Below are 19358 nucleotides of genomic sequence, written 5' to 3'. Positions count from 1 at the left end.
AATTTAGAAGAAAATAGAAAGATTAAGTTAATATCATTATCTATGTTGCACCTTTATTTTTATTACTTTTGAAATAATCTTAAGATATTTCATGAAAGACTTAATTAATAAGTTATATAAGAATCATTCCTTAATTTATAAGGTATTGCTTTTTATGGCTACTACATTCTTAATTGTTTATTTGTTCCCAAAGAGCGGAAAGTTTAAATACAGTTTTGAAAAAGGAAAACCTTGGCAGTCTGAAACTCTGCAAGCTCCTTTTGATTTTGCAATTAAAAAAAGTGATGAAGAGATTGCTAATGAAAGAAAACTAATTGAACAAAATGCTTCAGTATATTTTGATTTGGATACCACAGTCGTATCTCAGGTAATTAAGAATTATGAAGAGCAATTCCCTTTATTATTTCCAGACTCTATACCACCTAGACAGAAAGTGTTAATTTATAATCAAGGACTTTCAGTTTTAAACCTAATGTATTCAAAAGGGATTTTAGATAAAGACTATAATTACACTGACAATAAAATTATAATTCTACTTGAAGATAGAAATCAAGTTAAAAACACCAATTACTCAAACTTTATAAAACCCAATTTTAGAGCGTTTTCTGAAAAGAACCTAGAAGCTTACAATCTTTCTGGCGAAAATTTTCAAAAGCTAATATCACTGTTTTTTGATATTGTAAAACCAAATATATCCTTAAATGAGAGTATTACAGAAAACTCATTACAAGAAGAGTTAAATAAAATTTCATTGGTAAGAGGTAGTATAGAAAAAGAAACGCTTATTATTTCTAAAGGAGAAGTAGTAGAAGGCGATAAATTGATGATTTTAAAATCACTAGAATCTGAATATGAATCGCAAATTTGGAGCGAAGCAAACTATAATTGGATTTTAGCAGCCTACACTTTGTTGGTCGCCTTAACACTATTGATGCTTTTACTGTTTTTGAGAAAATACAGACCAATGGTGTTTAAAAACAATACCAAAGTCACCTTTATTTTCTTCAATATTTTATTAATGGTGCTTTTAACAACTTTAATAATTAACTATAATTCATCATATTTATATATTGTTCCAATATGTGTATTGCCTTTAGTGCTTAAAGCTTTTTTCGATGCTCGTTTAGGTTTATTTACGCATGTTGTAACAGTCTTGCTTTTAGGTTTTGTGGTTCCTAATAATTATGAATATATGTTTTTGCAAATCATAGCTGGTATTGTAACAATTCTTACTGTATCAGAGCTATATAAAAGAGCAAATTTATTCATTTCGGTTGGGCAAATAACTTTAATATATATAGTTTCTTATTTTGCTTTTTTTGTTATACACGAAGGAGGAATTAATAATTTAAAATGGGAAACATTCATACTTTTTACATTATGTGGTTTAGCAACTTTGTTTGTACAACCTTTAATTTATGCATACGAAAAGCTATTCGGTTTAGTGTCTGATGTCTCTTTGTTAGAACTTTCAGATACAAATTCAAAATTATTAAAAGAATTATCCAATAAAGCACCTGGTACATTTCATCACTCTTTAAATGTTGCAAATTTAGCTGAAGCTGCAGCAAATGAAATTGAAGCTAACGCAATGTTAGTAAGAGTAGGAGCTTTATATCATGATATTGGTAAAATGAAGAACCCTACATATTTCACAGAGAATCAAGCTACAGGAATAAACCCACATGATGAATTGTCTCCTAAAGAAAGTGCTACAATTATTATTAACCACGTTATAGATGGTATTGAATTGGCAAAGAAATATAATTTACCAGATCGTGTTATTGATTTCATTAGAACTCATCACGGAACAAGTCTTGTTTATTATTTTTATACTAAAGAAAAGGGATTAGACGGAGGAATTAATATAGATGACTTTAGATATCCTGGCCCAACTCCCTTTAGCAAGGAAACAGCAATATTAATGATGTGTGATAGTGTGGAGGCAGCATCAAAAAGTTTAAAAGAACCAACAGCAGCAAAAATTGATGTTTTTGTTGAGAATATTATTAGTAAGCAGATTGAAAATGACCAATTTTTAAATGCTAATATTACATTTAAAGAAATACAATCTATTAAAAAAGTATTAAAACGTAAGTTGGCTAATATCTATCACTTACGCATAGAATATCCCGAATAAAAAAAATCCTTTAAAAAAGTAAAAAAATAGTTTGCGTTCTTTAAGATGAAAAGTTACATTTGCATCCGCATTTAAAAACAATGTGAAGTTCTTATAAAATAGAATAGGAGAGGTGCCAGAGTGGTAATGGAGCAGATTGCTAATCTGTCAACGCGTAAGTGTTGCCTGGGTTCGAATCCCAGTCTCTCCGCTTTTAAAGATAATCATTTCGGGGTGTAGCGTAGCCCGGTTATCGCGCCGCGTTTGGGACGCGGAGGTCGCAGGTTCGAATCCTGCCACCCCGACTTTTTAGAGTTACTGGTCGCGTAGCTCAGCTGGATAGAGCATCTGCCTTCTAAGCAGACGGTCATAGGTTCGAATCCTATCGCGATCACAAAAAGCCTTACTTAATACAAGTAAGGCTTTTTTGTTTCTTAAATAAGCGTGCTTAATTTGTTATATGAAATTTCATTAAAAGTTGTTATTACTTTATTAGCTGTAGTGAAATTTTGATTTTTTGAATGGTCACTTTTATAACCAATACAATAAATATTAGCGGCATTAGCAGCTTTTATTCCGTTAGTAGAATCTTCAATAACCACACATTCATTTTTATTATGACTAGATGATTTTGCTGCGTTGATAAATATTTCAGGATGTGGTTTTGATGCCTTTAAATCAGCACCACTATGTTTAGCCACAAAGTACTTATCTAAATCAAAACGTGTAAATACATTATTTATAGTTGGCATTGAAGCCGATGAAGCCAATACTAATGTTAGTCCATTTTTATAATAATCAATAATGGCATCATGTACTCCGTCTATGAGTGATAAATCATCATCACTTTCAAAAATATGTTTAAAAAATTTTCGCTTTAAACTTATTAAATCTAGTGGTTTATAATCTAAGTTATATGTTTTGCATAAGGTTTTACAGATGCTAAGTGTTGATTGCCCTGTAAACGATTCATATAACTCATTAGGCACTTTAATCCCTACAGTTTCAAACATTTTATAGTATGCCTTTTTATGAAGTGGTTCGGAGTTTACTATAACACCATCCATATCGAAAATAACTGCTTTTATCACACTAATTTATTTTTTGCGAATATAGTTTTTAAGAATTAAATATCATTAATTAATCGAAACTGTTAATTTGAACTTAAATATGACATGATTAACTTAAAAATAAAAATATTCTATTAATTTAACAGTCTATAAAAAATTTTAGTGATAATTATAGAAAAGATCCTTTTGCAAAAAGCAATAGTTTAAGGTTAGTGTTATTAGCAATAAAGGATTTTTGGGCTACCTTTTTTGGCAGCCCTTTTTTTATGCCTTTTCACAAATGGCAACAATTTTTTTGTTTTCTAGGGTTGTAGTAAAAAAGGCATATATATTGCTACCATCGTTAATTTTAAACTTCTTTTTAATTTGGCTCACAGGCTCAGGGAAATTTCTTATTGCAATATTTATTTTGGTGTTACTTAGGTGTTTTTTTACTAATGCTTTTTTATATGGAATTGTAGCAATTATTTTAAAACTCCTTCCAGGAAATTCTATTAATTTTTTTGAAGTATAAATATGCGAGTGAGTATGTAATTTACACACGTTTAGTTGTTCTGCTAAACTTTTAAAAGCTCCAGATTTAAGAATAGCAGCATTGGGTTCGTATAAATAAGTTAAAGGTTCTGAAAATTGAACTTTAGCATTAGTTTCAGCTTGGTAGTTAAAATTAAATACTTCATTTAGTGAGCTCTTAATGTTTATTGTTTTTATTTGAATATCGCTTTTACTTTCCTTATTCAAGATAAAAAGCAGTTCTTTTACATCATTGTTTATTGCAACTATGTGTATTTCTGTTGTGTATTTTAATTCAGATATTCCAATAGATATATCTAGCATAGGTGATGCTTTTAGCAACACGCTGTTAGTGTGTTTAAATAATAAATCTATATACTTTGGAATATTTGGTAAGCAATCCTTTAAATAAAAGACTTTTCCTTTGCTGTCATGTCTTCTGGAAGGATCTACATAAATCCAATCATAGTGCTTAAAAGTGTTTTTTAGGTAATCTATACCATTAACATTTAAGGTAATAATGTTATCAACTCCTAATTGATTGTAATTGTGAGAAACAATGTTTGATAGGGTTTTATTAATCTCACAATGCGTTACTTCTTTAAAAGACTTTGAAAAATAAAAGCTATCTACACCAAAACCACCAGTAAGGTCAATAATGCTGCTTCCTTTAATTAATTGAGATTTATATTTGGCTGCAATTTCAGAGGAGGTTTGCTCAATATTTAACTTGTTTGGATAGTATATATTAGAGGTGTTAAACCATGTAGGAAGCTTAATTTTGCATCGTTTTTTCGCTTCAATTTGCTCGACAACTTCTTTTATGTCAACATTATTAAAGACAAGTTTCTTTAGAAGCAGAGAAGTGATGTCTGCTTTAATATTGTTGTTTATAAAATCCTGTACTACAGTATTTAAAATATCTTTATTCAAACGAATACTATAAGTTTTTAGTAAGCTGTTTTACAATCTTATTATCCGCCAAGAACTCTTTTAAAATCACTTTAATAGCTGTATAAGTTGGTATAGCTACAATCATTCCAATAACACCAAATAAAATACCAGCAATAATAATAACTAGAAAGATTTCTAATGGATGTGCTTTTGTAGCTGCTGAAAATATTTTTGGTTGACTAAAGAAATTATCTACCAATTGTCCAATAATAAAACCAATCATTACATAGGTGGTTTTTGGTAAAATAACCTCACTAAAGCTTGAGCCCATAAAGCTCGACATAGTAAGCGTAAGCATTAACACACCACCAATCATTGGTCCTACATAAGGTATCAGGTTTAATAAGGCACACAAAAATGCAATAACAACCGCATTTTTAACGCCAAAAAACAGCAGTACTATTGTATAAATTACAAACAGTATAAGTATTTGAAAAATCAAACCCACGAAGTAGCGCGATAATAAGGTTTTAATCTTTTCAAACGATTTTTTTGAGCGAGTTTCCTTATTGTCTGGTACAAACACTAGAATACCTTGCTCAAGTAGTTTACTGTCTTTAAGCAAGAAAAAGGCAATAAAAATAACCGAGAATAAGCCAACACTAAAACTTCCAAAACCACTAACAACCGAGTTTAAGAAATTTGGAATAATTGAATAATCTAGTTTTGAAAGTAAATTAGACTCTTTTAAAGATTGCTCAACATCGTAACTATTAATCCCAAAATAATCGGTTAATTGAAAGTATAAGTCTTCAATATTACCTTGTAATTGATTAATATCTAGCAGAGCCAAATTATGTCCTTGTTCAACAACTAAAGGAATAAACATACGTACCAATCCAACTAACAAAGCAATTAACAATACCATTGTTGTTACGACTGCAAACGTGTTTTTAAATTTTAACTTAGATTTTAAAAACCTAACAATTGGTAAGCCTATTAGTGAAATAACCGAAGCTATGGCTATATACACAATTACCGATTGTATTTTATACAAAAAATAGATAAGTAGTGCTACACCAATAACAATGGCTAAAGCTCTTAAAATACCGTTTGCTATAATTTTTGAATTCATGTAGTAAATATATAAAAGAGTTTACATTAATTGCTTAGTCATCTCGTATAAAGCAATATTTGCCGCTTGTACTACATTCATGCTACTGTTTTGTCCAAACATATTGATATGAATCACCGCATCAGATAGTTTTAAAACCTCATCTGAGATCCCAAAATTCTCATCACCAACTACCAATGCTATGGGTTTGTTTTTTGGAAACGTGAACGAATAAATGGGTTGGCTATTATTAGTAATTTCTAGAGAAATTATATAGTAATCTTCTGATTTTAGTATTTTTATTACCTCGAAAGCTGAGGGCTCGATGCTGTAATCCATCACTTTTTCAGTTGCTCTGGAGGTTTTGGTCATTTTTCGACCTAACGGAATATGCGCACCACAAAAAATAAGTTTTTCAACTCCAAAGGCATCTGCAATTCTAAATAAGCTCCCAATATTTGGTGCATTGCTAATGTTGTCACAAATTAATGTGATTGGGAATTTCTTTTTTTTAAAGTTGGTATTGTAGTGGTTGAGCTGCATTCTTAATTCTCAAAAGCATATTTCATAATGTTTGCTCCCATTTTCAGTGCTTTTTCTCTAACATCTTCTGGATCGTTGTGTATTTCTGGGTCTTCCCAACCATCTCCTAAATCGCTTTCATAAGTAAATAATAGTACTAAGCGCGACTCATAAAAAATTCCTAAGGCTTGCGGACGTTTTCCATCATGCTCATGAATTTTAGGTAGCCCTTTCGGAAAGGCAAAAGCTATATTAAATATGTCGTGATTTGCTGGAATTTCTACTAACTCATTATTTGGAAACACTTTTTTTAATTCTTTTACAATATAAGGTTGCATACCATAATTATCGTCAATATGTAAAAATCCTCCTGAAATAAGGTAATTTCTTAAGTTTCGTGCATCGTCATCATTAAAAAACACATTACCATGACCTGTCATGTGTATAAACGGAAACTGAAAAATGTCAACGCTATTCACTTCTACCGTTTGAGGTTTGGGTTTTATTTTTGTGTTAATGTTTTCATTGCAATACTCTATTAAGTTTGGCAATGCTGTAGGATTGCTGTACCAATCGCCACCACCTCTATATTTTAAAATAGCGACTTCTTGTGATATTGAGACAAGAGAAAAAAGACAAAAGGCAATAAATAATAATAGTTTCATAATTACTCGTTAGTATAGGCAATCGAATGACAAGCGACAATAGCTGCAGTTTCGGTACGTAATCTAGTGTTACCCAAAGTTACAGGAATAAATTGACGCTCCAAAGCCATTGCAATTTCTTTAACACTAAAATCGCCTTCAGGACCTATTAAAATAGTGACGTTGGTATTTGGTTTAAGCTGATTTTTAAGCGATTGTTTTTTGGTGTCTTCGCAATGTGCAATAAACAATTGACCTTCATGTTGCTGTTTTACAAACTCAGAAAAAGGAATAGCTTTGTTTAATTTAGGCAAATAATAATGCAACGATTGTTTCATGGCAGATTGCAATATCTTCTCGAAACGCTCTGGTTTAATAACTTTACGTTCACTATGGTCGCAAATAATAGGAGTAATGCTATCAATGCCTATTTCGGTAGCTTTTTCCAAAAACCATTCGTAACGATCGTTCATTTTTGTAGGTGCTACAGCTAAATGGACTTTGTAAGGTTTAGGTTCTTGATAGCTTTTAGAAACTATAGATGCCATACAATTTTTTAAATCTGCCACTTCAATTTGAGCTTCAAATAGCCAACCCTTACCATTAGTAATATAAAGTGTGTCTCCAGTTTTTTTTCGTAACGCTTTAACAATATGTCTGCTTTCATCTTTTGAAAAAGCGAATTGCGATGTGTGTTCGTTGATATCTGAATTGTAGAATAGTTGCATGAATCAAATATAAAAACATTTGTGTCATTGCGAATATAATGAAGCAATCTTTTAATTTATGAGATTACCTCGTCAATTCATTCCTCGTAATAACATTATGATTTTTCTTTAAAATAAAAAACAATTTAGCTATATGTGAATTAGCAATAACATAATAGGTGTCGTGAATATTTATGTTAATTGCGTCTTTGGAATTTGACCAATAAAACCAAAGAATATACAAATTATCCAAAAATATTGATGTGGCTTTAGTTTAAATATAATTCTATATTTTCAACCTGGCCGAAGCCGTAATATCTTGCTGAGCAAAATCTTCTTCCTGATATTTTAAATAACCTACAATGGCTATCATGGCCGCATTATCTGTGGTGAATTCAAACTTTGGCACATAGGTTTTCCAATCAAATTTTTGTTCGCCATCTTTTAAGGCTTTTCTAATCCCAGAGTTGGCAGATACACCACCACCAATAGCAATTTGTTTAATTCCAGTTTGCTTAGTGGCTGCTTTTAGTTTGTCAATTAAAATACCAATAATAGTGTATTGTATGGAAGCACAGATGTCATTTAAATTTTCTTTGACAAAGTCTGGATTCTTTTTAGTTTCTCGTTGAATAAAATAAAGTATTGCAGTCTTTAGACCTGAAAAACTAAAATTTAATCCATCTACTTTTGGTTTGGTAAACTTAAATGCTTTTGGATTGCCTTGTTGTGCACGTTTATCCATTTCTGGGCCAGCAGGATAGCCTAATCCGAGTATTTTTCCACTTTTATCATAGGCTTCGCCAACAGCATCATCAATAGTTTCACCAATAACGTCCATATCAAAATAATGGTTCACTTTTACTATTTGTGTATGTCCTCCAGAAATAGTCATAGCCAAGAATGGAAAATTTGGTTTATCAAAGCCTTCTTCGTCAATAAAATGTGCTAAAATGTGCGCTTGCATGTGGTTTACATCTATTAACGGAATGTTTAAACCATAAGCAAACGACTTAGCAAACGAAGTACCTACTAATAGCGATCCCATTAAACCAGGACCTCTTGTAAACGCAACAGCACTAAGCTGTTCTTTGGCAACACCAGCTTTTTCTAGCGCTTGATGTACAACAGGCACTATATTTTGTTGATGCGCTCTTGAAGCTAATTCAGGTACCACACCACCATATGCTTCATGTATTTTTTGGTTAGCAATAACATTACTTAAAATCTTACCGTTGTGTATTACAGAAGCAGCAGTATCATCGCATGATGATTCAATTCCTAGTATGTAAATATTTTGTGAGGACATTAAGAAATTTTAGGCATAATAATTGCTTATTTTGTAAGAAAATAAACATCTGTATTTTTTTGTTTTAACGTATATACAAATAAATAAAAAATTATAGAGCTAATAGCTAAAAATAGCCTTAAAAATTGATAAGTTTATAGCTAGTTTTAAATTAGGGTTTAGAGTCAAAATTTGTAACTTTAGTACAACATTAAAAAAGCAATAAAAATAGCATTAAAAATTGTAGCAATCTTCTTGCTATTGTTCATCATTTTGGTGTTATTATTGTCTATTCCAGCCGTACAAACTCGCTTAGGAAAGTATGCTACTAACAAGATAAACGAAGATTTTGGAACTAACATCAATATCGAAAAAGTAGGATTACAGTTTAATGGCGATGTAGAACTCAAGAATATTTACATACAGGATTACAAAAAAGATACACTTATAAGCATTAATGAGTTAAATACATCAGTTTTAAGTGTTAGGAAATTAATTTATGATAATAAACTAACTTTTGGAGATGTAGATATTTACGGAATGGTTTTTAACCTTAAAACCTACAAAGGAGAAGTTGACACAAACCTTGATGTATTTGTGGCCAGATTTGATGAAGAAAACCCAAGTAAAGAGAAGAGTGATTTTTTATTATCATCTAGTGATATATCTATTTATGAAAGTGAATTTAGACTAACGGATGAAAATAAAGACGATATTGAAATACTAGCGTTTAATGATTTAAATATAAATGCAACAGATTTCTTAATCCTTGGTCCAGACGTTAGTGCCAGAATCAATAAGTTAAACTTTGTAGATAGTATAAGTGGACTTGAAGTTGCGAATATGACTACCAATTTTGCTTATACCTTAACCGGAATGACATTTGATTTTCTTCAGCTCAAAACACCAAATTCCACTTTAAATGGTGACTTAAAATTTAGCTACAACCGTGAGGATTTGCAACACTTTGTTGATAAAGTGCGTATAGATGCATCATTTGAAAATTCTGATATCACACTTAGCGATTTAAACCTGTTTTACAATGAATTTGCTAGTAATCAAAAAGCAAAATTTGAAACAGAATTGTTTGGCACTTTAAATAATCTTACAGCGACAAATATAGAGTTAAATACTTCTGGAAACTCGATTGTAGTTGGAGACATTGTATTGAAAAATGCTTTCGATAAAAAGGAAAATACCTTTATAATGGATGCTAATTTTGACAGGCTTACAACCAGTTATAATGATCTTACAAGAATTTTGCCTAATGTATTGGGTAATGCTTTGCCTCCTATAATAAAAAATTTAAACCGATTTACTTTAGAAGGAAAAACAATTATAACTCCAAAAAATTTGGATGCAGATGTTGATATTATTTCAGACTTAGGAATTATTATTGCAGATCTTGACATAAAGGATATCAATACTAATAACAAGTCCACATATCTAGGAAATTTAGTAATGGATAATTTTGATTTAGGATCGCTTATTAATGATTCTAATGTTGGAAGAATTTCATTTAATGTTGATGTAGCTGGAACAGGTTTTTCAGCCGAAAGTGTTAACTCGCAAGTAAAAGGAGATGTATTTAGTATTGGCTATAATAATTATGAGTACGAGCGTATAAAAGTAGTTGGAAATATACGAAACAAGATTTTTGATGGTAATTTAATTGCTAATGATCCTAATTTCGATTTAACGTTTAGTGGTTTAATAGATTTTTCTGAAAAAGTAAAGAAATACGATTTTACTGCAAATGTAGAGCATGCCAATTTAAAGGCGTTAAATTTTGCAAAGCAAGACAGTCTTGCAATATTTAAAAGCATTGTTAGTATGAATATGAATGGTAGCAGCTATGACGATGCTTATGGTAATATTAAATTTGTAAACACACTTTATAAAAATCAAAATGACGAATACTATTTTAAAGATTTTGCTATTTCATCCAGATTCGACGACAATGTTAGATATATAGAAATAAATTCACCAGATATAGTTGAAGGGAGTCTTAGTGGTAAATTCGTTTTTAGAGATATATATAAGCTTCTGGAAAATTCGCTTGGTAATATTTATACCAACTTTCAACCACACGATATAGCATCCAATCAGTTTATAAATTTTAGATTCAATATTTATAATAAAATCGCCGAAGTATTTTTACCAGAGCTAGAATTAGGTAGCAATACTTATTTTGAAGGACACGTAGAGAGTGATGCAAAAAAGTTTAATCTAGAATTTAGCTCTCCGCAAATTAAGTTGAAAGACTATTTTGTAAATAATATTCGTCTTGAGGTAGATAATAAAAATCCGTTATACAATACGTTTATAGAAATTGATAGCTTGTCATCAAAAATTTATGATGTATCTGAATTTAGTTTAATAAACGTTACAAAAAATGACACTTTATTTGTAAGATCCGATTTTAAAGGAGGAAAGGGAAATACAGATGATTTTAAAATGAACCTTTTCTATACTATTAACGAGCAAAATAAATCGGTATTAGGGTTTAAAAAATCAACTGTGGTTTTTAAGGATACAGATTGGTTTGTTAATGAAGAAAAAGATAGTGTAAATAAAATTGAATTCGATCGGGACTTTAGAAACTTTAATATTCGTAGCTTACGAATGAGTCACGAAAATGAAGTTATTAACCTTTATGGAGTTATAAGGGATTCTACAACTAAAAATATTAACTTAGACTTTAAAGATGTAGAGTTAGCCAAAATCACTCCTAGAATAGATAGTTTGTCGCTGGCAGGAAATGTAAACGGTAGGTTAAATATTCGACAAAGCCAAGGTGTTTATATCCCAGCATCTAATGTAACGATAGACAACTTTAAAGTAAACGACTTTAATCTTGGTTCATTTAATACGAAAATAGAAGGAAATAACTCGTTAACTAATTACACTGTTGATGTTAGTTTAAAAGAAGATAGCAACGAATCCTTAGCAGTAAAAGGGAACTTGGATTTCTTAGGAAGTAATTCAACGATTAATTTAGATGTTGATTTAAACAAGTTTATTTTAAATCCATTAAATCCTTTTGGCGAAGGCGTTATAACAAATATTAGAGGAGAAGTTACTGGTAATGCAAAAGTTTCAGGATTGCTTAAGCGACCTCAAATAAATGGCGAATTAAGTTTAGATGGTGGTGGACTTAGAATTCCGTATTTAAATATTGAATATTCTTTTGAAGATGAAACAAAAATAGCATTAGAGCAACAACGTTTTATATTTAATAACGCTCGTTTAACCGACTCAGAGTTTTTCTCAAGAGCAACGCTTAGTGGTAATATTAATCATGTTAATTTTTCAAATTGGGAGTTAAATTTAGGTATAGATTCTGATCGTTTATTAGTGTTAAACACAAGTGATTCTGATGAGGCGCTGTACTATGGGCGAGCCTTTGTAAATGGTAATATAAGTGTAGTTGGCCCTACAGATCAACTGGTAATTGGAGCCAACGTATCTTCTGAGGAAGGAACGGTTTTTAAAATCCCTCTAAGCGATACAGAATCGTTTGGAGACAACTCATACATCCACTTTGTAACCAAAGAAGAAAAAGCAGCGAGACTCAAAGGAGAAGAAGTCGCTGTAGAAACAATTAAAGGTGTGGAAATGGATTTCGATTTGGCTATAAATGAAAATGCTGAGATTGAAATTATTATGGATAAAAGTACGGGAAGCTCTATTAAAGGGCGTGGTAATGGACAGTTGTTAACTAGAATTACCACAAATGGTGTGTTCGATATGTATGGCGATTTTTTGGTAACCGAAGGAACTTATAACTTCAATTATCAAGGTGTTATAGAAAAAGAATTTAGAGTACTTCCTGGAGGAACTTTAGCTTGGGAGGGAGATCCTTTAAAAGCACAAATAAATATTGAGGCTGTGTACGATAAAATCCAAGCTAATCCATCAGTATTACTTGAAAATCCTATAAATAGGAGTATTCCAGTTGAAGTTAAAATTCATTTAACCGACCAATTAGAAAAACCAAATATTGATTACGATTTAAGATTCCCAAATGTTAACTCCACGCTTAATTCCGAGCTTCAATATCGCTTAAATGATAAGGATAGTAAGGAGTTGCAAGTAATTTCTTTATTAGTGACTGGTGCTTTTAGAAACGAGTTAAGTTTTGGCTCGCAAGATGCTTTTGGTTTAGTTTCCGATAGACTGCAATCTATGCTTAACGAAATATTATCATCTGAAGACGGTAAACTAAACTTAGGGGTCGATTTGCAGTTAGGACAAAACACACCAGATTTTGAAACCAGTAGTCGCGTAGGTGTAACACTATCTACTAAATTAAGTGATAACATTCTTATTAATGGTAAAGTAGGTGTGCCTATTGGTGGTGTAAGTGAAACAGTAATTGCTGGCGATTTTGAAGTAGAAATGCTTATTAACGAAGACAGAACCTTGTCATTAAAATTCTTTAATAGAGAAAATAGTATTCGTTATTTTGGTGAGCAAATTGGATATACACAAGGTGTCGGACTTTCTTATAATGTTGAGTTTGATAATTTAAATGAGCTAGTACAGAAAATATTTAGTAGTAAAAAGAAGGAAAACAAGAAAAAAGAGAGTACTACTCAAAAAGCATTTCCAGACTATATAAATTTTAAGAGCAAAGATTCTATAAATACAATTCAAACTAAGCAATGAATCACCAAAAAGGTTGAGTTCTAAATTTCATTAAAATATGATAATGCATAGCTTTTTTGTAGTTTAAGTTTAGTAATTTTACTTTTCAAATGCTTAAAAATGGCAAAAGAAATTAAAAAAATAGGAGTCATGACTTCTGGTGGTGATGCACCAGGTATGAATGCCGCAATTAGGTCGGTGGTGCGTACTTGTGCTTATCATAATATAGAATGCATAGGTATTTACCGAGGCTATGATGGCGTTATTGAGGGCGACTACAAACCTATGAATGCACGTAGTGTTAAAGGTATTATTAATAAAGGCGGAACTATTTTAAAATCAGCACGCTCAGACGTGTTTAGAACTGTTGAAGGTCGCAAAAAAGCGTATAATAATTTATCAAAAGCTGGAATTGATGCCTTAGTCACTATTGGAGGAGATGGTACGTTCACAGGAGCACTTATTTTTAGTAAAGAATTTAACTTTCCAGTAATTGGTATTCCCGGAACTATAGATAATGATATTTATGGAACCTCACACACTCTGGGTTTTGATACCGCACTTAACACAGTTGTTGAAGCAATCGATAAAATTAGAGACACTGCAAGTTCTCATAATAGATTGTTTTTTATTGAAGTTATGGGTAGAGATGCTGGCCATATAGCACTAAATACTGGAGTTGGAGCTGGTGCAGAAGAGATTTTAATACCAGAGGAAGATTTAGGTTTAGATAGATTGCTTGAATCTTTAAAAAGGAGTAAACAGTCAGGAAAAACATCAAGTATTGTTGTAGTTGCCGAAGGCGATAAAATTGGGAAAAATGTATTTGAATTAAGAGACTATGTAGAAGAGCACATGTCGTATTACGATGTGCGAGTATCTGTGTTGGGTCACATACAAAGAGGTGGTAGTCCTTCTTGTTTTGACCGAGTGCTGGCTAGTAGAATGGGAGTAAAAGCCGTAGAAAGTTTGCTTAAAGGAAAGTCTAATTACATGGTAGGTCTTCTTAATAATAAAATGGAATTAACACCTTTAAAGCAAGCTATAAAAGGCAAATCAACAATAAATTTAGAATTATTACGCGTATCAGATATTATGACCACATAAATTATAAAAAAACGTATGTCAAAAGTAAAAATAGGAATTAATGGATTTGGTAGAATTGGGCGACTTGTCTTTAGAGAAGCATTTAAAAGACCAGACGTTGATGTAGTAGCAATAAACGATTTGTTGGATGTAGATCATTTAGCTTACTTGTTAGAATACGATTCTGTACATGGTCGTTTTGATGGAAGTGTAGAAGTTAAAGATGGTCATTTAGTGCTAAACGGTAAAACAATTAGAATTACTGCCGAGAGAGATCCTCGCAATTTAAAATGGAATGAGGTTGGAGTAGATGTTGTAGCAGAATGCACAGGAATCTTTAAAAGCTTAGAGACTGCCAATTATCATATTGAAGCTGGTGCAAAAAAAGTCGCCATTTCGGCACCATCCAAAGATGCGCCAATGTTTGTAATGGGAGTAAACCATAAAAACATTAAAAAATCTGATGCTATTGTATCAAATGCCTCTTGTACTACCAACTGTTTAGCACCAATAGCTAAAGTGTTGCATGATAATTTTGGTATAGATGAAGCATTAATGACTACGATTCATGCAGTAACAGCAAGTCAATTAACTGTCGATGGTCCATCAAAGAAAAACTATCGTTTAGGACGTTCAGCGCTTAATAATATTATACCATCTACAACAGGAGCAGCTAAAGCAGTTGGTAAAGTTATTCCTGAACTAAATGGAAAATTAACAGGAATGGCATTTCGTGTGCCAACTGTTAATGTTTCGGTAGTCGATTTAACTGTTAGATTAGAAAAAGACACTTCCTATAAAGCCATAAAAGAAGCTTTTAAGGATGCTGCCAATGGAGAACTTAAAGGGATTTTAAAATATGTTGATGAACCAGTTGTGTCTCAAGATTTTGTTGGAGAAACGCATACAAGTAATTTTGATGCTGATGCTGGAATGGAGCTAAATTCTAAATTCTTTAAAATTGTATCTTGGTATGATAATGAGTACGCATACTCTGCAAAATTGGTAGATTTAATGCAATATATCCACGACTTATAAATTTATAAAGTTATAAACTGCTAATCATTATATTTGGTTAGCAGTTTTTTTAACATAAAGGTAACAACATGATTTTTATAGTTGATAGTGGTTCTACTAAATGCGATTGGTTAGCAATTGATAACAAAGGAAATCAATTGCTTGAAAAGCAACGCACAAAAGGTATGAATCCTGCTATTTTAAGTAAGAAGAAACTTTACAAGACTATAAAAAAGAATGATGTTTTATATCAAGTAAAAGACACAGTAACACACATTTTTTTTTATGGAGCTGGTTGTGGTACCGAAAAACCAAGACAATTGCTTAAAGATGTGCTTCATAGTTTTTTTTCAAATGCAAAAGCTCAAGTCAAGGAGGATACATATGCGGCTGTTTACGCTACTGTTGGGAGTTCTTTAAAACCAGCTGTAGTTTGCATTTTAGGAACTGGTTCTAATTGTAGCTATTTTAATGGAATCAATATAGAGCAACGTGTAAAATCGCTTGGATATTCTATTATGGATGATGCAGCTGGCAACTATTTTGGAAGGCAACTTATTCGAGATTATTACTTTAATCATATGCCACAGCAACTAAAAGTATCGCTTGCTGAAAAGTACAATATGGATTCCGATTTTATCAAGTACAATCTTTATAAACAACCAAATCCTAATGCTTATTTAGCATCGTTTGCTGAATTTATGTTTTTAAATAAAGATTCAGAGTATATCGTAGATTTAATTAAAGATGGAATTCGATTATTTGCAAAAAATATGATTCTTCAATACAAAGATGTATTACAAACTACTCCAGTACATTTTGCAGGTTCTATAGCATATTTTTCTCAAGATGAAATTAAAACCGTTGCAAAAGAAATGGGCTTTATAGTTGGTAATTTTGAACGTCGTCCAATAGAAGGGTTAGTAAGTTATCACACCAATCAGTTATCTAAATAGCGATTTTAAATATAGAGCACATCTTTATTATTCTAATTAATTAGTTATTAACAACTTTTGATAGTTAACACAAAATAAAATACCTTGTGGAATAGAGTTTAATAGACAAACAATACAACCAAACAATTATACAATTCTTTACTTCTTAATTATGAAAAAAATAATTCAATCTATCTTATTGTCCTTTATCGTTATTCCAACATTTGCACAGGAAACGCCTTTTTTAAATGATGATGAAATTAGAATGCTCATAAACGAATTATCTGGTGACAGATCATTCGAACATGTACGAGTATTAACTCAATGGCATCGTAATTCAGGAATGGAAGGGTATTTTAAAGCAGCCGATTATGTGGTTGAAGAAGCCAAAAAGGCAGGGTTAGTTGATGTTAAATTTATTGAACAACCATTAGGTGGACCAAATTACACAGCAAAATCTGCAGAACTTTGGATGACAGAACCTGTTGAAATTAAATTAGCTGATATTGGCGATCATGCATTAATGCTGTCTGATGGTAGTCATGATGCAGATGTTACAGCTGAGCTTGTTTGGGCTGGAACAGGAAGTAAAGCCGATTTAGAAGGATTGGATGTTGCTGGAAAAATAGTATTAGTAAATGCCTCACCAGGCGCAGCTGTAAACAATGCTGTATATGCCAAAGGAGCATTGGGAGTTGTGTGTTACACATCTTCTGAAAGTAAAAACCAGATGGACTTTCCAGATCAATTAGCATGGACAAGAATATCGATGAATGTTCCTGATGGAAAAGAAGGCACATTTGCATTTAATTTATCTCCACGAAAAGGTGAGCAGCTAAGAAAAGTGCTAGAAACCAATGGTATGCAAGATATTTTTGCTACTGGAAAGAAAACGAAGGGCGGAAAAATTGTCTTAAAGGCAAAAGTTGATACAGAAATTGGCGAAGCTCCTGGTAGAACAGGCTTTGTTGAAGGTTGGATTAGAGGATCAAAATATCATGACCAACAAATTATGATTACAGCCCATTTACAGGAAGAACAAGGGTCTGCAAATGATGATGGTAGTGGTTGTGGAAACTTACTGGAAATTGCAAGAACATTAAATAAATTAATTGAAGAAGGAAAAATTGAACGCCCTTTAAGAGATATTCGTTTTTGGTGGACAGACGAGATTTATTCAGAATATAGGTATTTTAGAGATTATCCTGAAGAACCTTCTAAAATGCTTGCAAACTTACATCAGGATATGGTAGGTGCAAAACAGTCTATAGGTAGTCGTACACAGCACTTAATTTACTCACCTCATTCTATAACTACTTATCTAGATGCGTTATTTGAAAGTGTTGGACAGTTTGTTATTGAAACTAATAACCCATTTATAACAGCTGGAAGAATGGGAGGTTTACCTCGTCCTCATTCACGACCAATATATGCTACTAGAGGTACACGTGAAGGTTTTGGTGCACGATTTGTTCCGTTTTTTAACGCTTCTGATAATCTAAATTTTATTGAAGGAGCTATTGGTGTCCCTGCAGTTGGACTGATTAACTGGGACGATTATTATATTCACTCATCTGATGATGATCTATGGCAAATAGATGCTACTCAGTTACAGCGAAATGCATTTATTATTACTTCTATGGCATATTATTTAGGAAAAGCTGAAGAAGATCAAACCAATCTTTTAATTTCAGAAACCTATGCTCAGGGTAATAAACGTTTAGCAAACGATTTGCAAGCTGCATTTCATCAAATTGAGTCGCAACAAGACCAAGCACTTGCCTATAAAAATGCATCCATAATTATAGAACAAGGCCTGTTAAGAGAAAGTAGAGCCTTAATATCTGTTACTGATGTAGTAGGAAATTCGGATAATGTTTTAAAAAAGGTAGCAATTGTAAATGAGCGCTTAAGAACAAAAAAAGCAATACTTCAAAATGATATAGATGATTATTATAAATTTAAGAATAATACAAAAAGAACTCCAAAGATTGCACTTAGTAAAGCAGAGGAGTTAGCATCTAAAAAAGTTGTAAAAAACAACCCAGTGCTAGATGAGTATTTTGGAAAGCGAAGAGGAGGTGTTTCTGGTGTACAAATACATTCTACGATGCGAATGGAGGTGTTTAATTTTGTGGATGGTAAACGTAGCTATTACGATATTTACAAAGCTGTTTTAGCAGAATCTTTAGCTGCTGGAACATGGTATTATGGCACAGTAACTCTAGATGCAGTAGTGAAGCTTTTAGATGCCAATGTAGCTTCTGGTGCTTTAATGCTGATGAACTAATTCTGAAAATTTGTTTTGATTAGAAGAAAAAATAATAATCTCAATTAAGAACTATTATTTTTTCTTCACACTTCATTAAAGCTAAGTGTATAAAACGCTATTTTATAGCAATCATACTAATTTCCACATTCACATTTTTTGGCAAACATGCAACTTGTACTGTTTCGCGAGCTGGTGCTGTGGCTTCGTTAAAGTAAGAACCATATACTTCGTTAATAGCACCAAAATCATTCATGTCGCTTATAAAAATTGAGGTCTTTACCACATTTTCAAAAGTCATTCCACCAGCAGCTAAAACGGCTTTCATATTCTCCATAACCTGCTTGGTTTCGTCTGTGATATTGTCTAAAACCAGTTCATTGGTATCTGGATTAAATGCTATTTGTCCAGAAGTATAAAGCGTATTACCACTTAATACGGCTTGGTTGTATGGTCCTATTGGTGCTGGAGCTTTGGTAGTTGTAATGATTTGTTTCATCTTATTTATTTTTTGGCTGATTATTTAATTA

The 19358-nt window shown here is 31.9% G+C and carries 14 protein-coding genes and 3 tRNA genes; 9 read left to right on the top strand and 8 right to left on the bottom strand.

Going from position 1 to position 19358, the window contains the following annotated elements:
• Window positions 1-91: 91 nt before the first annotated feature.
• The 4 genes from E5167_RS14815 (at window position 92) to E5167_RS14800 (ending at window position 2513) form a co-directional block, all read left to right on the top strand.
• On the top strand, window positions 92-2140 hold the full coding sequence (locus E5167_RS14815) for an HD family phosphohydrolase (RefSeq protein ID WP_136844946.1): 2049 nt from the start codon (window positions 92-94) through the stop codon (window positions 2138-2140).
• Between the two features lie 106 nt (window positions 2141-2246).
• Window positions 2247-2330: transfer RNA gene (locus E5167_RS14810), tRNA-Ser, on the top strand.
• 19 nt (window positions 2331-2349) lie between these two features.
• Window positions 2350-2424, top strand: a tRNA-Pro gene (locus E5167_RS14805).
• Between the two features lie 15 nt (window positions 2425-2439).
• Window positions 2440-2513: transfer RNA gene (locus E5167_RS14800), tRNA-Arg, on the top strand.
• Window positions 2514-2553: 40 nt separating this feature from the next.
• Here the strand turns inward: E5167_RS14800 and E5167_RS14795 are convergent.
• From E5167_RS14795 to tsaD, 7 genes are all read right to left on the bottom strand, one after another.
• Complete coding sequence (locus E5167_RS14795) at window positions 2554-3210, bottom strand: HAD family hydrolase (protein ID WP_136844945.1); 657 nt, start codon at window positions 3208-3210, stop codon at window positions 2554-2556.
• Window positions 3211-3453: 243 nt separating this feature from the next.
• A complete protein-coding gene (locus E5167_RS14790) occupies window positions 3454-4635 on the bottom strand; it encodes a THUMP-like domain-containing protein (protein WP_136844944.1) in 1182 nt (393 codons plus the stop codon).
• A 7-nt stretch (window positions 4636-4642) separates the two neighbouring features.
• Window positions 4643-5731, bottom strand: a complete 1089-nt coding sequence (locus E5167_RS14785; protein WP_136844943.1) for an AI-2E family transporter — start codon at window positions 5729-5731, stop codon at window positions 4643-4645.
• Between the two features lie 21 nt (window positions 5732-5752).
• Window positions 5753-6253 carry a TrmH family RNA methyltransferase gene (locus E5167_RS14780; protein WP_136844942.1) on the bottom strand — a complete coding sequence of 167 codons (501 nt, stop codon included), beginning with the start codon at window positions 6251-6253 and terminating at the stop codon, window positions 5753-5755.
• Window positions 6254-6255: 2 nt separating this feature from the next.
• A complete protein-coding gene (locus E5167_RS14775) occupies window positions 6256-6897 on the bottom strand; it encodes a DUF4159 domain-containing protein (RefSeq protein WP_136844941.1) in 642 nt (213 codons plus the stop codon).
• Window positions 6898-6899: 2 nt separating this feature from the next.
• Complete coding sequence (locus E5167_RS14770; protein WP_136844940.1) at window positions 6900-7604, bottom strand: 16S rRNA (uracil(1498)-N(3))-methyltransferase; 705 nt, start codon at window positions 7602-7604, stop codon at window positions 6900-6902.
• A 265-nt stretch (window positions 7605-7869) separates the two neighbouring features.
• Window positions 7870-8892, bottom strand: a complete 1023-nt coding sequence (tsaD, locus tag E5167_RS14765) for a tRNA (adenosine(37)-N6)-threonylcarbamoyltransferase complex transferase subunit TsaD (RefSeq protein ID WP_136844939.1) — start codon at window positions 8890-8892, stop codon at window positions 7870-7872.
• Window positions 8893-9132: 240 nt separating this feature from the next.
• Here tsaD and E5167_RS14760 point away from each other — a divergent pair, with 240 nt between their 5' ends.
• From E5167_RS14760 to E5167_RS14740, 5 genes are all read left to right on the top strand, one after another.
• Window positions 9133-13542 (top strand): translocation/assembly module TamB domain-containing protein, encoded by a 4410-nt coding sequence (locus E5167_RS14760; protein ID WP_136844938.1) that lies wholly within the window; start codon window positions 9133-9135, stop codon window positions 13540-13542.
• 99 nt (window positions 13543-13641) lie between these two features.
• On the top strand, window positions 13642-14628 hold the full coding sequence (pfkA, locus tag E5167_RS14755) for a 6-phosphofructokinase (RefSeq protein WP_136844937.1): 987 nt from the start codon (window positions 13642-13644) through the stop codon (window positions 14626-14628).
• Window positions 14629-14643: 15 nt separating this feature from the next.
• The gene (gene gap / locus E5167_RS14750; RefSeq protein ID WP_136844936.1) at window positions 14644-15645 is read left to right on the top strand and encodes a type I glyceraldehyde-3-phosphate dehydrogenase; all 1002 of its coding nucleotides are present in this window, start codon (window positions 14644-14646) and stop codon (window positions 15643-15645) included.
• A 68-nt stretch (window positions 15646-15713) separates the two neighbouring features.
• The gene (locus E5167_RS14745) at window positions 15714-16580 is read left to right on the top strand and encodes an N-acetylglucosamine kinase (protein WP_136844935.1); all 867 of its coding nucleotides are present in this window, start codon (window positions 15714-15716) and stop codon (window positions 16578-16580) included.
• A gap of 151 nt (window positions 16581-16731) precedes the next feature.
• Complete coding sequence (locus tag E5167_RS14740) at window positions 16732-18849, top strand: M28 family peptidase (RefSeq protein ID WP_136844934.1); 2118 nt, start codon at window positions 16732-16734, stop codon at window positions 18847-18849.
• Between the two features lie 97 nt (window positions 18850-18946).
• Here E5167_RS14740 and E5167_RS14735 read toward each other — a convergent pair whose 3' ends face one another.
• Window positions 18947-19327, bottom strand: a complete 381-nt coding sequence (locus E5167_RS14735; protein WP_136844933.1) for a RidA family protein — start codon at window positions 19325-19327, stop codon at window positions 18947-18949.
• Window positions 19328-19358: the final 31 nt, after the last annotated feature.

Origin of the sequence: Pontimicrobium aquaticum, assembly GCF_005047595.1 — a bacterium.
Lineage (GTDB): Bacteria > Bacteroidota > Bacteroidia > Flavobacteriales > Flavobacteriaceae > Pontimicrobium > Pontimicrobium aquaticum.
This window is presented reverse-complemented; position numbering and strand designations above follow the sequence as displayed.

What these genes read in the sequence shown, in the direction of transcription:
- E5167_RS14815 (WP_136844946.1), top strand. Translation starts at nt 92, where the DNA reads ATGAAAGACTTAATTAATAAGTTATATAAGAATCATTCCTTAATTTAT.
- E5167_RS14740 (WP_136844934.1), top strand. Translation starts at nt 16,732, where the DNA reads ATGAAAAAAATAATTCAATCTATCTTATTGTCCTTTATCGTTATTCCA.
- E5167_RS14735 (WP_136844933.1), bottom strand. Translation starts at nt 19,327, where the DNA reads ATGAAACAAATCATTACAACTACCAAAGCTCCAGCACCAATAGGACCA.
- gap (WP_136844936.1), top strand. Translation starts at nt 14,644, where the DNA reads ATGTCAAAAGTAAAAATAGGAATTAATGGATTTGGTAGAATTGGGCGA.
- E5167_RS14775 (WP_136844941.1), bottom strand. Translation starts at nt 6,897, where the DNA reads ATGAAACTATTATTATTTATTGCCTTTTGTCTTTTTTCTCTTGTCTCA.
- E5167_RS14785 (WP_136844943.1), bottom strand. Translation starts at nt 5,731, where the DNA reads ATGAATTCAAAAATTATAGCAAACGGTATTTTAAGAGCTTTAGCCATT.
- E5167_RS14780 (WP_136844942.1), bottom strand. Translation starts at nt 6,253, where the DNA reads ATGCAGCTCAACCACTACAATACCAACTTTAAAAAAAAGAAATTCCCA.
- pfkA (WP_136844937.1), top strand. Translation starts at nt 13,642, where the DNA reads ATGGCAAAAGAAATTAAAAAAATAGGAGTCATGACTTCTGGTGGTGAT.
- tsaD (WP_136844939.1), bottom strand. Translation starts at nt 8,892, where the DNA reads ATGTCCTCACAAAATATTTACATACTAGGAATTGAATCATCATGCGAT.
- E5167_RS14745 (WP_136844935.1), top strand. Translation starts at nt 15,714, where the DNA reads ATGATTTTTATAGTTGATAGTGGTTCTACTAAATGCGATTGGTTAGCA.
- E5167_RS14770 (WP_136844940.1), bottom strand. Translation starts at nt 7,604, where the DNA reads ATGCAACTATTCTACAATTCAGATATCAACGAACACACATCGCAATTC.